The following is a 13,487-nucleotide window of genomic DNA, read 5'->3' on the forward strand; positions in this document are numbered from 1 at the left end:
TCGTTATCATTTTGTTACCAACCACCAACCACCTTTAGGGTGCGCCCAACACCACCGTCAACCGCGCTGGCGCGGGTCACCAACGCCTTTGCCAATCACCAAATAAGTAACCGCCCGAGGCATCGCGCCAGTGTCGGCTGCATGGCGTGTTAGGACTTCTTCTCTTTCTGAGCAGCAATTTCTAATACGTCTGCTCAAAACGGCTGCCCCTATCTTGATTGAAAACCATGAAGCCGCTTCAGGCATCGCGGCTTGCTTCAAAACATCAGTAGCCCACAATACTCTTGCTGTTGATTTCTGCTGCTGTTGCCACTGCCATATGAATCTCTGGCGGAATCCGCAGGGTCAATTTGCCCGAATATGACCGCTGTGGCGGTTGCCCGATTTTTTCGCATACTTCCAGATAGTGATCTACAGCATCATGAAATGCTGCTTCCAGTTCTTCAACGGTGCTGCCATGAAAGCCAACGATGTCTCGAATCCCGATAATGTGTCCGACAAAGATTTTATCTACAGGGGCGTATTCGACTTTCGCGGAATAATTTTGGTAAGTCATTACGTTCATGGGGTTACACCTGCCCTCTGCGAAAATTTGCGCACATCTTTCACACGATAACGCAGCACTTCTTTCCCAGGGTGGGGCCGATGAAAATCGGCGCGTTGCCCATTCAAAATGAATGTGACCCGTAAACCACAGCCCTCAATCACCTGGCATTCCAAAGCAACGAGCAAAGATTCAATGCTACGCCATCCCGTCATCGGCTCCAGTTGGAGGCGGCGATGTTCTGGACGGGGTGTGTGTACAATTTCTTTCATGTCCATGCGACTTTGGGGGGAACGCCAGCCCTGGCGGCTGGCCTGACGGAGGAGGTTTTGTCCGTGCGCGAACTGCTTTTTTGCTTTGCCATCCGACCCGAATCACTCCACGCTAATCTGTAGTCCTGCCGAATTTATAATATTCTCCTGTTGCCTGCGCTAAATCTATTGGCAGCAAATAATGACCTTGATATTGTGCTTGTTCTGCCCATTTTTCGGGTGGCATTTGATTTGCAATTATTACAACAACACGCGAAAGGTTACGTAACTCTCCATGCTTAGGTATTTCATAAGATGCAAGCGAGAGAACACCAGCGGTCATGCCGTCCTTAGCCCCAAAACGGTCATAATAAAAAGCCCGCAATATCCAATCCGATTGAACGCTTTCCAATTTTTCTTGCATAATTTTACTGGCTTCGGGCGAAATCAATTTTCCGCTGGCGATTTTCGCCATCATATGTGCATACTCTCTGACAGTTCCTTTTGGTAGAAGTTGAGCTGCTCGTATCTGATAGTTCCACATTTCTAAACCGTTTAAGGAATTATCTTTCAGCGAATTCATAAACGCTATTTGTTGTGAGTGCCATTCTGTATCATATAGGTAGAGTTCTACAAGTTTTTCCATTTGACTAATGTCGCCACTCGAAACTTGTTCAACCAACGATTGAATTTGGTCAATAGAAAAAGAGGGATTTTCGTGATTGAAAGTTGCAAGAGCAAACCCAAGCGCGTAGTAAATGGAAGTATGGTTTTTTAGCCCACATTCTTGCATTACGAGTGAAATCCTGTCAAGCCCAAGTCGCTCTATTAAATAATCTGTTTCTGCATTTCCGCTGTAGTGAATCATTATGCGTGCTATATCATCCAAAGTTACCGATTCTGTTTTATTGCGGGCAAATCCATAATCATCGGTTTCTAATCCAAGACTTTCCAAACCCATGGCGTGTGCGCCGCCGTCCGTCATTGGCAGGTAATATTTTTCCTAGTTCAAACGGAATTTGTGTCTGAAAGGAAACTGAGGCATTGTTGGGCTTGTGACAGAACCAACAATCCCTCAGCAACGCAAGTATAGCACAGACAAAAACAACGCTCGGTGGGAATCACGACGGATTGTGATTCCAATGCAGTACGAAGAGTACCAAGAAACGATGACCGACCCACAACAAGCCAAAACCTACATTGAACAACAAATGGCAAGCCATCCCGAATTGTTTCCACCAGCTATGCAAGCCGGATACAAACTGCACGGATGGACAAGGCCATCGAAGAAAATGCCAGAAGTACACTTGCGCCGCATTCGGTTACAGATAGAGAATGAAGCGGGGCAAAAGCTGGCCTACACCATTGCCCCATGCGACCTGCTGCCTTATCTGGTAGGAACGGTAACAGAAGTAGAGAAGGCGCTCTTCTTGAAGCAGTTCGGTGTTCCCGATTGGGCGTTGACTTACGTGTTTGGGCGCAACGATAGCTATTGGTACCGTCTTACCGAGTCGTTTGGTCGATTCAGTCTAGTGGGAACGACCGTGAAAGAAGCAGAAAAGCTGCCAACTGATCTGTTAGCAGATGAAAAACATGCCAAAGCCCATGGCGGCAAATGGTACGTAGCCACGACAGTAGCCCAGGATTGCGTACTGGGGGCGGCTGTATCCCAGAGCGCCGATGCAGAAGGGTTGACCGCTGCTTACGAGGTATTCAAAGAAGAAGCACAGCAGCTAAACCCCAGTTACAAACCCGATTCGGTCAATGTAGATGGATGGGCAGCGACAAGTAAGGCATGGCAGACCCTGTTTCCAGCCATCACAATTATCCTGTGCTTTTTACATGCCTTCATCAAAATACGGGGGCGATGCAAGCGATTGGGTAACACCTACACCCAAATCAAACAGCAAGTGTGGGGTATCTACCAGGCGACAAGTCGTCCCGATTTCAAACAGGGCATTACCATGCTTCAGCAGTGGGTGATGCACAATCGAGACAAGTTAAGTGGTTATGCAATCGAGGCCATAGACAAACTATGTCAGCGAGCTGACCAATACTGTCTCGCATTTGACCATCCTACAGCCCACCGTACCAGCAATATGCTTGACCGCCACATGGGGCTTATGGCTCGCTGGCTAGCGGGTGGACGATATTTTCATGGGAATCTACAAGTGGCTGACCTGAGGACACGTGCGTGGGCGTTGTTGCACAACTTTCGCCCTTACTGTCCGCGATCAAAAGTGAGCAAGGAGTATCAGTCACCTGCTCACAAGCTGAATGGATTTGTTTATCGAGAAAACTGGCTAGAAAACCTCTTGGTTGCCTCATCTAATCAGGGGTTTAGGTGTAGCCACAAAAAACGATTGAACTAGTATTTTTCAACATCTCCAATTGGGATTATTTCGTCAGGATCCATCTCTCCATTTGAAACTACGTCTGCGTAGGCGGCTAATACAACTGTTTTCATGACTGATGCCACAACAAGCGGCTCATCAGCATTGTAAAATATCGTTTGTTCATCTGCCACTAAATCCCCATTTTCGTCGAATGTGTAGGCAACTACAGCATTTGATTCTGGATTTGACAAGATAAAGTCCGATAGTTCGCTTTTTACGCTGTCAAGTTTTCCATTAACCCAAATGCCCCCAATGAGCAATCCGCTGATAACCAAAATGGAAAGCACCTTCCACAAAGTTTTAGTCTTTTTTGATGATCTCACAGACATTTGTCGACTCCTATAAGTGAGTTCACTGAAAAAACCGGGTTTTTTTGATTGTCCGGCGGAAATTACCCGAGTGGTTCATGTGTAAAAACCCGGTTTTTGGTCTTTTTTCAGTAGAGTCATAAGTTGTTTTAGATTCTGATGTGGGGATATACGACAAAATTTCTGGATAGTTGTAGAGGTTGGAAGGGCGGGCTAACGAAAAAGGAATCATGCGGCTGTGAAGCCGCATGATTCTTGTTGAACGAAGCCAGGGCCAAGGGCGCATCCGTTAGCGGATGTGCCCTTACCTGCGCAGGCTCATTAAGATGTGCCGTTCCTCTTCGCCGAAGACGCGCAGCGCCAGCAAACCGAGGGGGTAGGCAACCAGCCCTGCCGCCAGACCCAGCCACACGTTCACTTGCGCGCCCAGCCACATGGCCGCCAGCATGAGCAACGTGACCAGTACCGGCTTCCATAGAAGCTGTCGCCAGCCCACGTCGGGCATTCTGCGCACCAGGTAGACGTGGAAGACGATCAGTAGCACGATTTCGGAGGCGATGGTGATGGCCGCGGCGGCGCGATACCCATACAGGCGTAGGAAAATCAAGTTGGCGAGCAGGTTGAAGCCGACGCCAATGGCAAAGGCGCGCGTTTGCATGCGTTCTTGCCCGAGGGCGATGAGGACGTAGTTGGTGACGCTGTTGAGCCAGCCAAAGGGGATGGACCAGACCATGATGCGCAGGGCGATGGCCCCGTCTGGCAGGAAGGCGCTGCCGCCGAGCAGCCCGATCAGCACGTCCGCCAGCAGGGTGGTGACGGCGGCCAGGGGGAGGGCGACCAACATGAGTAGCTTGACGGACATGCGGAAGGTGCGGCGGGCGTCGTCCAGGGCGCTTTGCACCTGGCGGGAGATGACGGGGAAGAGGGCGAAGGTGAAGAAGGAGGGGATGATGTTGAAGGCGCGCACGTATTTGTAGGCACTGTCGTACCAGCCGACTTGCTCATCCCCTTTGAACTGTTGCAGCAGGGGCACGTCGATGAGGAAGAAGACGGTTGCCAGCAGGTGGTTGAGCATGAGGGGGTAGCTGGCGCTGAGCATTTGCCGCTGCAAGGGGATGTCTACGCGCCAGGGGCCGGTGAGGCGGAACTGGCGCAGGGCGGCGGCGGTGAGGATGAGGAGGGTGATCAGGTTGACGACGATGGAGACGCCGGCCAGCCCGACGAAGCTCCAGCCCAGCAGGAGGACGATGACGCCGAAGGCGACTTTGAGGATGGTGGTGACGGTGGTGACGGCTGCCGGCATTTCCGCCTGCTCATACGCATAAAACAACCCCGTCAGCCCTTGTCCCATCCCGGAAAAAACCATGCCCACCATCAACAGCAGGATCGCCCCCTGCGTGGCCCCATCCAACGAATTGCCCCCCAGCGCGCGCCCCAACAGGTAGATGATCACGGGCAGGCTGCCCATGAAGCCTGTGCCCAGGCGCAGCAGGCTGGTGTTGAACAGGTAGCGGCTCGCCTGGCTTTTATCCTGCGACACTTCGCGGATGATGAGGGTATTTAGTCCCCAATTGGCGATAATTTCGTACAGGCTGGCAATGGTGATCGCGGTGGCGTAACTGCCGGCATCTCCCGGACCCAACAGGCGCAAATAAAAAGCCGCGAACACAAAATCAATCGCCCGGTTGAACAAATTCAGCACCATCGGCGCCAGACTGTTTTTGGCGATGCTGCGCGTATTCGTCAACTCCCGCTGCCGCGGATAGAAACGCCGCCACCCCCACACCGCCACGCCAAACAACAAAATGATCCCCCCCATGAAGCTGACCAGCCCCCCCAACTTGAAACTGAGCGGACTGTAGCGGAAACGCACCTCCCACGTACCCGCCGCCAGCCGCACGCCACGGAAATTGCCATCCACCCGCGTGATCTCCGTCTCCGTTTCTGCCCCATCCGCCGCCAGCGGGCGCACAAACGCATCCCACCCCGGCGCGTAGTTGTCCGCCAACACCAGCCAGGAGGGTTCATCCACGGCAGCCCGCACAATCACCTCAATGCTGCCGTACGCCACCATCTCCGCCGGCGCGAGCGCCGCCGGGGTCGCGTCGCTCTCTTCCGTCGCCGCCGCCACCAGCACGTATTGGCGCGGGTCGAAGGCCGCCATCCGCTCCAGCGGGTCCGGCGTGCGCACCGTTGCCGTTTGGGGCAGCGTAAACGCGCGCGGGGCGACCGCCAGATTCTCGTACACGCGCAGCCTTTCCCCTTCCCAGACTCGTTGCAGTTTGGGCAGGTCTATCGTTTCCGCCGTGACGATATACTTCACGCCCAGCAGGTCCAGCAGCGGCGAATTCAGCGCCTGCCAATCCTTGATGGGTTGCACGCGGTTGAAGGGGAGTTCGTTTTGCGGTTCGATGGCCGCCATGTAGGTGGTGTACTGTTTGGGGATGACCGACTCGTAGCCACGCACATCTTGCAGGTGATAAGACCAACCGGCGTTGGCGTTGAGTGGCTTTTGCCCTTGTGGGTCGAACGTGGTAAAGCGCCACACACCCGGCTGCTTGGTCAGCCATTGCAGCAGCGCCGGCTGGAAGGTGAGCAGTTGCGGATCGACGGCGGCGTGGAAACCGGCGCTGGCGCTGTACAGGTCCGCGCCGATGAGGGCGGCGGCGGCGGCCAGCCACAGGAGCCGGCGGGCGCGCCCCGACGAGCGGCTGAACCAGAGCAGTCCGCCGGCGACGACGAGGACCAGCCCCAGGATCAGCAGTTGCCAGAATTCATAGCTGTAAAAGGCGCGGGCGTTGGCGAATGCGTTTGCGGCCAGCGCCAGCCCGCGGAAGACGCGCTCGACGATGGGGGCGAGGGTGTTGTAGAAGAGGCGGGAGATGGCGAGGCCAAGCAGCAGCAGTCCGCCCGCGCCCATCGCCAGACCGCCCAGCCAACGTATGATGTTTTTGGGGGAGGAGATGCCGGCATTTTCCCCCACGAAATCCGCGCCATATCCTGCTAAAACGGCCACCGCCACGGAGAGCGGGAAAACCCAGCGGAACGGGGAATGAAGCTGATTGATGCCCGGTAGCCCATAATAGAGCAGCGCATACAGCGGCGTGCCAAAAATAAAGGCCAGCGACGCCAGGCTGAGCAGCGCGAAAAAGCTGATCGGACCGCGCCGCCGTCGCTCCCGCACGGCGGACCAGACCCCCAGGAGCGCGAGCAGCAACGGCAAAATGCCCAGGTAGATGCCCCCTTCCACGTAGTTTTTGATGCCCCAATCGCTGCTTTGCGCCCCGTTGGGGTTGGGCTGGCCGCTGCTGTTCACCGTGAACGGGATGCGCTGCCCGCTAAAAACGTCCGTGTAGTCGTGGTGGGCGGGATTGCCGAAGAAATTGGGCAAGGCCAGGGTGAGGATGCGGCGCGGCGGAAAAGCCCAGCCGCGAATCTCCGCCAGCGTGGCGGAGCCTTCGCGGAAGTTGGTCTGGCCCACTTCGGCGAAAGGGAGGAACTGGATGGCCCCCAGCATGAGGCCGAGGAGGACAAGGCTGAGGAGCCAGGCGGGCGGCTTGAGCAGGGCGAAGAGGCGGCGGCGCGGCGGGCGTGGCGCGCGCCAGGTGCGCCACAGGCGCGGAGCCAGCCGCCAGGCGGCAAAGGCGGCCATCACCAGCAGGGTGTAGTAGGTGATTTCGATGTGGCCGGCGAGGACCTGGCAGCCGAGAGCCACGGCTCCGACGACGACCCAGGGAAGGGTTGCGCCCCCTCTCTCCTCATCCGTCGCCCGCCGTATCACCATTTCCAGGCAGCCGAGCAGGAAGGGCAGCCACACCGCCGCCCCGATGATCATGGGAAAGACGGCGGCGCTCACCAGCATGAAGCCGCAGCTTTGGAACACCAACCCGCCGAGAAAGGCGCTGCCGCGTCGTTGCCCCAGCACGCGGCCCAAGAAATAGGCGGACAGTCCAGCCAGCCACAGTTGCAGCACGGTGTACCAGCCGTAGGCGCGGGCCAGCGGCAGGAGGAGAAAGACAATGCCAAACGGGTAGTAGGCTCCGTGTTGGCCGGCGGCCAGGAAGGGCACGCCGGCGAACAGGTAGGGATTCCAGAGAGGAATGGTGCGCTGTCGCAGGCTCTCTTGAATGAAATTTTTCCAGGCGTAGTTTTGCAGGATGAGGTCGCTGAGGAGGTGGTTTTGCGGGTGTTCGATGCCCAATTCGGCGGCGTGGTCGGCCCAGGGCTGCCATTGGAAGAGGTTATCTGCCGGCAACATCGTTTTGCCGCCAATGGTGACGCTACCATAGAACAAAAAAGGCAGGACGAGGTAGCCTGCGAGGATGATGATGCTCAGGCGCGCGTTTTTGATGGGAATGCGTTTCATGCTTGTTGATGGAGGAGGGGGAGGAATAATTAATTGGTGAATTGGTGAACTGTTGAATGATCAATGGTGAGTTCACTGAAAAAACCGGGTTTTTTGATTGTCCGGCGGAAATTACCAGAGTGGTTCATGTGTAAAAACCCGGTTTTTGGCCTTTTTTCAGTTCAACAATTCAATGATTCACCCATTAGTTATTGATCCATCCTATTCGCCGGCGTGAATTTGCGGTAGTGCCAGATGATTTCCCACACGCGCAGCGCCGCTTCCAATTTGATGGGGATGGTGAGTTTCGATTGTCCGATGCGCCGGTCTTCGAAGTAGATGGGGATTTCGATGATGTGGTATCCCAGCTTTTCGGCGACGTAGGCCATCTCAAACTGGAAACTGTAGCCTTGTGAGCTGATTTCGTCCAGGTTGATGCCGTGCAGGGCGCTGGCGCGCCAGCATTTGAAGCCGGCGGTGGCGTCGCGCACTTTGAGGTTGAGGAGGAGGCGGGTGTAGATGGCGTTGGCCCACCAGCTAAGGAGGTAGCGGCCTGTTTCCCAGCGTTCGTCGATTTTGCCGCCGCGTACGTAGCGGGAGCCAACGACGACGTCGGCGTCGCGGATGTGGGTGAGCATCTCCGGGATGTGCTGGGGCGAATGGGAGAAGTCGCAGTCCATCTGGATGATGGTGTCGTAGCCGTGGGCCAGCGCCCATTTGAAGCCGGCTACGTAGGCGCGCCCCAATCCCTCTTTTTTGACGCGGTGCAGGACGTGCAGTTGGCCGGGGCGGGGTTGGGTGAGTTCGTCGGCGATCTGGCCGGTGCCGTCGGGGGAGTTGTCGTCTACGACAAGGATGGAGAGGTTGGGGATGTTGAGCGCCCACAATTCGGCGACCATGAGGGGGAGGTTGGTGGCTTCATTATAGGTGGGGATGACGACGATTATTTTTTCCATGTAAGGGGGGGCGGCATCCTCTTTCTGGGGGAGCCGTTTCTAGTGCGCGAGGGCGGCGCGCAGGTCGGCCAGGCCGCGGAAGCTGCCGTCGCGGGCGGTGAGGCCGCGCACGCGGGCGGTGAGTTGACCGCTGGCGGAGGGGCTGTTTTGGCGGTCGGAGGCGGCGGGGTAGAAGTAGGGGATGGCGGCGTTGAGGCGGGCGAGGCAGTTGTCGGCGAGTTTATGGGCGCGGGCGGCGGGGGTGATGATAAGGAAAGTGCCGGCATCTACATGTCCCACAAAGTCACCGCTGCCCGCCGTTTCTTCCATGGCGTGCTTCAGCATGACGCTCACGGCGCGGACGACATCGTCCGCGGCCACGAATCCATACTGGTCGCGGAAGCGGTCAATTCCGTCGAGTCCGGCGAGGACGACGCCCCAATCCTCCTGGGTGAGCATCTCTCGCAGTTTTTCTTCAACCTGGATGCCTTCCGCCAGGCCGGTGACGGGATTGTCGCGGGTGGTGTTGGTCTGGACGCGCCGCAGTGCGTTGCGCATGCGCAGGTCGAGTTCCGTAATGTCGAAAGGTTTGGTGATGTAATCAACTGCGCCCAGTTCTAGCCCGACTAGTTTGTCTTCGCGTTCGCGTTTTTCGGTGAGGAAGATGACGGGAATGGCGCGGGTGCGGTGGGATTGGCGCAGTTGCCGGCATACTTCATACCCATCAATGTCTGGCAGGCGGATATCGAGGAGGATGAGTGCCGGCATTTGCTCCGCCGCCAGTCGCAAACCATCCTCTCCCCACGTTGCCAGCATCACTTCGTAGTTTTGTACGCGAAAATAGGCGTTCATCATTTCCGCCAGGTCCAGGTTGTCTTCGACGATCAAGATGCGCTGTTTGGGGGTGGGCACGGGTACTTCCTTGAATGACTAGGGCACATCCGTTATAGAGGCTTCGCTCGGGAATTGACGGGTGCGCCGGAAGGGTTCTTGCTTGTTGGATGATCCAAAGTTGATTTTGGGCGAACCCCTGGGGCAGTGCCTGGTGGGCGGGGCGGCGTGGAAAAAATGCCGGCATTGCCAACCAGAGACATAAGTGAGCGTCAAGAATGTAGTTCTCGCCAAGATTGGTTCATTTTTGGCGAATGAACCAATCTAAAATGAGGGGCCGGTGCGCGTGACGGGGTGCTACTGGATAGGCTCCTTGTCAATGCGGAAGACGCCCTGACGGTCGCCCACGCCGATACATTCTAGCTCTTCGACGCGAAATTCCAGGCCGCCGCTGAGCCAGCGCAGCGATTCCTGCAAGATGCCCACGGCGATGTAGCCAACCGGGCGATCACATTCGCGTCCCCAGCACATTGAGCAACGTTCGATGTAGTAGAGAAAATGGTCGTCGTACTCCTCGACGCGCGAAGTCTGGTCGCTGAACTGCGTAAAGATGCGGGCGACGGCGGGGACGCCGATTTTTAGCTTGGTGGAAAGGGGCAGTACCTTGAAGGCCAGGTCGCCTACACCCGCTAACGCGCCAAATCCCTTGAGACCGCGGGCAAACAAGGCTCGCCCACCGCGCAAGGCTAACCCACGCCCACCGCGCGGCCCGTAGATGTCTTCCAAGCCTTTGTTCAGGTTGGTGATGTAGCTGAAGTCAAACTCGCGGGACAGGTTGTCGGCGGGAAGGTCGTGAATAAACTGGCGGACGTCGGTCAGGTTGAGCAAAGCGTTCAGGCCGTTGCGCCCCATGACCTCTTCCATGGCTATGAGGAGGATACGGCCCATTTTGTTAGGATAATAGTATCCACTTGGTGGAACTAAGTTTCTCACGGAGACCTCCACGCAAATGTTTGTCTGGCATTACGTCGCATTGTCACAAGTATAAGGATGTGATGGTGATTTGTCAGCAGGTTGACGGAGAAGCCTACAGGACTTGAGTAAGGATGCCGGCATCCTTCTGTCCCCCGCGGCCTCCCTCTGAAACGGCAGCACATTTGCCAGTTGCGACCTGCACGATAAGATAGCAAAGAGTACCACACGCCCATGCCTCTGTCAATAACCGTTATGTAAAATCATGACCATCGTCATATGCGCCATGCGCCATCCTCCCCGTGCTGGCCGCCCAAACTCCCCACGCACAAACCGCGCGGCGGTGATACAATTAGGGCGCGCCCGTATTCAAGGAAAGAACGGATGCGCCGGAAGGGTTCTCGCTTGTCGGATAGGCCAAAGTTCATTCCGAGCGAACCCTTAGGAACGGAATTAAGTCAGACAACGAAGTTGTTTCCTCACTCTTTATGTCAATTTTTTGCACCTGCTAAGTCAGATTGGACCCATTTTCTCTGGTGGAAATGGTTATTGAGCGCCTGAAATTGATCCCATCTCCAGAGAGCGTCAGTAGTTGCAATTTTTTGTTGTTGTATGAGGAAAGCCAACGCGAACGCACTTCCTCGTAACTTGTGACTCACCCCTTATCCGATTAAGGAGCCGCCATGGCCCGGGCAACAATGTATTTCCCACACGACTTTCTTTGGGGCACGGCTACCTCTTCCCTGCAAGTGGAAGGCAACAACACCAACAGCGACTGGTGGTCGTTCGAACAACAAGAAGGGCGTATTCTTGCCGGCCATCGTTCTGGCCTTGCTTGCGACTGGTGGCGGAACGCCGAATCTGATCTGGACCGCGCCGCCGAGATGGGTACGAACGCTCACCGCCTATCTCTGGAATGGAGCCGCATCGAACCGGAGCCGAGTGTCTTTGATGAAGATGCGCTAGGCCGCTACCGCGAAATCATCCAGGGGATGCGCCAGCGGGGCATCGATCCCATGGTCACGCTGCACCACTTCTCTAATCCGCTGTGGCTGGTGGAAAAAGGTGACTTCAGCGCGGACATTGTCACCGAATATTTCCGCCGCTATACGGCGAAGGTGGCGGCCAGTTTGGGGGACGTGGTGGGCAAGTGGGTGACGATTAACGAGCCGATGGTTTATCTCTTTGCCCGCTATTTCGATGGCACGTTTCCGCCGGCGCGCAAGATGGGGTGGAATGCCGGCATGCAAGCCCTGCGCCACCTCTTTTCCTGCCACGCCATCGCCTACCACACCCTCAAAGAAGCCAATCCCCAGGCCATTGTCGGCGTCGCCAAAAACATGCCCGTTTTTGCCAGCCGGTCCGGCAGCCTGCCCACGCGCTGGTGGGCTGGGCGGCTCAACTGGCTGTTCAACGAATTCTGGATGGATGGCATGGTTTCCGGGCGGCTGCGTTGGCCCGCCGGGCGCGGCATCGTGCCCCACCTGGCCGACAGCTTCGACTTCGTGGGCATCAACTACTACACTCGTTTCTATGTGCGCTTCCCGCCCACGGGCGGCGAGTTCTACTACAAAGACTGGGGTCCCGATGCCCAGGTTGGCGACGGGAACTATGGCGAAGTGTATCCGGCGGGGCTGTTCCAGGTCATCAAAGCGGCGATGCGGTATGGCAAGCCCATTTACATCACGGAAAATGGCCTGCCGGATGCCGACGATGATTTGCGCCCCGCGTTTCTGCTCACCCATCTACGTGAGATATGGCGCGCCGTCTCTTTCAATTTTCCCGTCATGGGCTACTATCATTGGAGCCTGGTGGACAATTTTGAATGGGATCGGGGTTGGACGCAGCGGTTTGGCCTCTACGAAATGGACCCGGACACACAAGCGCGGCGTATTCGTCCTGGCGGTAGGCTGTACACGGAGATTTGTCACGCCAATGGCATTAGCAGCGACATGGCCGCGCAGTACGCGCCGGAGCTGCTGGCAACGATGTTTCCAGGCGGCGCTTGATCTGTGATATAATTCTGCCGGCATTTGCCTCACGGTCGTCGTCGTTTAACTTGAGGCGCACCAGGTCTTTTTCATCACCAGAAGCATCGGCGGGGGAGCAATCACAACTTTGCTGAAGCGCGAGGAGTTACTGTATGTCCGGACATTCCAAATGGTCTACCATTAAACATAAAAAAGCCGCAGTCGATGCCAAACGAGGCAAACTGTTTACCCGCCTGGCCAAAGAAATCACCATTGCCGCCCGCGAAAGTGGTGGTGACGAAAGCACCAATCCCCGCCTGCGCCTGGCCGTGGCCAAGGCCAAAGCCAACAGTATGCCCAAAGACAATATTGACCGGGCCATCAAGCGGGGTACGGGCGAGTTGGAAGGTGGCGAACTGGTGGAAGCCATCTACGAAGGATACGGGCCGCACGGCGTCGGCTTGCTCATCGAAGTAGTCACGGATAATCGCAATCGCGCCGTGGCCGACGTGCGCCATACGCTCAACAAATATGGCGGCAGCATGGGCGAAGCCGGCTCGGTCGCCTGGCAATTTGCGCGCAAGGGCTACATCGCTATAGAAGACGTAGACGATCAAGATGAACTGTTCCTGGTGGCGGCGGACGCGGGCGCGGAAGATGTACAGTTTGGCGACGAAGTTTCCGAAGTTTACTGCGAACTGGAGGTGTTTCAGGCTGTGCAGCGCGCGCTGGAAGGAATGGGGTACAGCATCAGCGAAGCCAACATGATTTATGACCCCGCCAACCCGCTGGAGCTTCCCCAGGATCAGGCGCTGCAAGTGCTGAACCTGATCGAGAAGTTGGAAGATGTGGACGACGTACAAAACGTCTACTCCACCCTGGACATCACGGATGAGGCCATGGCGGCCCTGGAAGGGGCCTAGAAAGGGTCGTAA

10 protein-coding genes and 1 pseudogene are annotated in these 13,487 nt (G+C 56.3%); 3 read left to right on the forward strand and 8 right to left on the reverse strand.

Going from position 1 to position 13,487, the window contains the following annotated elements; translation table 11 throughout:
• Window positions 1-57: 57 nt before the first annotated feature.
• From H6650_14265 to H6650_14275, 3 genes and pseudogenes are all read right to left on the reverse strand, one after another.
• A pseudogene (locus H6650_14265) lies at window positions 58-565 on the reverse strand (toxin-antitoxin system HicB family antitoxin).
• Window positions 562-816 (reverse strand): type II toxin-antitoxin system HicA family toxin, encoded by a 255-nt coding sequence (locus H6650_14270; GenBank protein MCB8953167.1) that lies wholly within the window; start codon window positions 814-816, stop codon window positions 562-564. Before H6650_14270 ends, H6650_14265 begins: the two are co-directional and overlap by 4 nt.
• Before the next feature lie 112 nt (window positions 817-928).
• Window positions 929-1,780: a serine hydrolase gene (locus H6650_14275; GenBank protein MCB8953168.1), complete on the reverse strand. Its 852-nt coding sequence runs from the start codon at window positions 1,778-1,780 to the stop codon at window positions 929-931.
• Between the two features lie 1,186 nt (window positions 1,781-2,966).
• Here H6650_14275 and H6650_14280 point away from each other — a divergent pair.
• Window positions 2,967-3,167, forward strand: a complete 201-nt coding sequence (locus tag H6650_14280) for a hypothetical protein (protein ID MCB8953169.1) — start codon at window positions 2,967-2,969, stop codon at window positions 3,165-3,167.
• Here the strand turns inward: H6650_14280 and H6650_14285 are convergent.
• The 5 genes from H6650_14285 to H6650_14305 all read right to left on the reverse strand — a co-directional run bounded on the left by H6650_14285 (window position 3,164) and on the right by H6650_14305 (window position 10,558).
• A complete protein-coding gene (locus H6650_14285) occupies window positions 3,164-3,520 on the reverse strand; it encodes a serine hydrolase (GenBank protein ID MCB8953170.1) in 357 nt (118 codons plus the stop codon). The genes H6650_14280 and H6650_14285 overlap by 4 nt on opposite strands.
• Before the next feature lie 283 nt (window positions 3,521-3,803).
• A complete protein-coding gene (locus H6650_14290) occupies window positions 3,804-7,865 on the reverse strand; it encodes an oligosaccharide flippase family protein (GenBank protein ID MCB8953171.1) in 4,062 nt (1,353 codons plus the stop codon).
• Window positions 7,866-8,053: 188 nt separating this feature from the next.
• A complete protein-coding gene (locus tag H6650_14295) occupies window positions 8,054-8,800 on the reverse strand; it encodes a polyprenol monophosphomannose synthase (GenBank protein MCB8953172.1) in 747 nt (248 codons plus the stop codon).
• 39 nt (window positions 8,801-8,839) lie between these two features.
• Window positions 8,840-9,691 carry a response regulator gene (locus H6650_14300; GenBank protein ID MCB8953173.1) on the reverse strand — a complete coding sequence of 284 codons (852 nt, stop codon included), beginning with the start codon at window positions 9,689-9,691 and terminating at the stop codon, window positions 8,840-8,842.
• 276 nt (window positions 9,692-9,967) lie between these two features.
• Window positions 9,968-10,558, reverse strand: a complete 591-nt coding sequence (locus tag H6650_14305; GenBank protein MCB8953174.1) for a 4-vinyl reductase — start codon at window positions 10,556-10,558, stop codon at window positions 9,968-9,970.
• 707 nt (window positions 10,559-11,265) lie between these two features.
• On the opposite strand from H6650_14305, the gene H6650_14310 reads away from it, so the two are divergent.
• Window positions 11,266-12,591: a glycoside hydrolase family 1 protein gene (locus tag H6650_14310; GenBank protein MCB8953175.1), complete on the forward strand. Its 1,326-nt coding sequence runs from the start codon at window positions 11,266-11,268 to the stop codon at window positions 12,589-12,591.
• Window positions 12,592-12,725: 134 nt separating this feature from the next.
• A complete protein-coding gene (locus H6650_14315) occupies window positions 12,726-13,475 on the forward strand; it encodes a YebC/PmpR family DNA-binding transcriptional regulator (GenBank protein ID MCB8953176.1) in 750 nt (249 codons plus the stop codon).
• The last annotated feature ends 12 nt before the right edge of the window (window positions 13,476-13,487 follow it).

This window comes from Ardenticatenales bacterium (assembly GCA_020634515.1).
Classification (GTDB): domain Bacteria; phylum Chloroflexota; class Anaerolineae; order Promineifilales; family Promineifilaceae; genus JAGVTM01.

What these genes read in the sequence shown, in the direction of transcription:
- H6650_14305 (MCB8953174.1), bottom strand. Translation starts at nt 10,558, where the DNA reads ATGGGCCGTATCCTCCTCATAGCCATGGAAGAGGTCATGGGGCGCAAC.
- H6650_14315 (MCB8953176.1), top strand. Translation starts at nt 12,726, where the DNA reads ATGTCCGGACATTCCAAATGGTCTACCATTAAACATAAAAAAGCCGCA.
- H6650_14285 (MCB8953170.1), bottom strand. Translation starts at nt 3,520, where the DNA reads ATGTCTGTGAGATCATCAAAAAAGACTAAAACTTTGTGGAAGGTGCTT.
- H6650_14295 (MCB8953172.1), bottom strand. Translation starts at nt 8,800, where the DNA reads ATGGAAAAAATAATCGTCGTCATCCCCACCTATAATGAAGCCACCAAC.
- H6650_14275 (MCB8953168.1), bottom strand. Translation starts at nt 1,780, where the DNA reads ATGACGGACGGCGGCGCACACGCCATGGGTTTGGAAAGTCTTGGATTA.
- H6650_14310 (MCB8953175.1), top strand. Translation starts at nt 11,266, where the DNA reads ATGGCCCGGGCAACAATGTATTTCCCACACGACTTTCTTTGGGGCACG.
- H6650_14270 (MCB8953167.1), bottom strand. Translation starts at nt 816, where the DNA reads ATGAAAGAAATTGTACACACACCCCGTCCAGAACATCGCCGCCTCCAA.
- H6650_14290 (MCB8953171.1), bottom strand. Translation starts at nt 7,865, where the DNA reads ATGAAACGCATTCCCATCAAAAACGCGCGCCTGAGCATCATCATCCTC.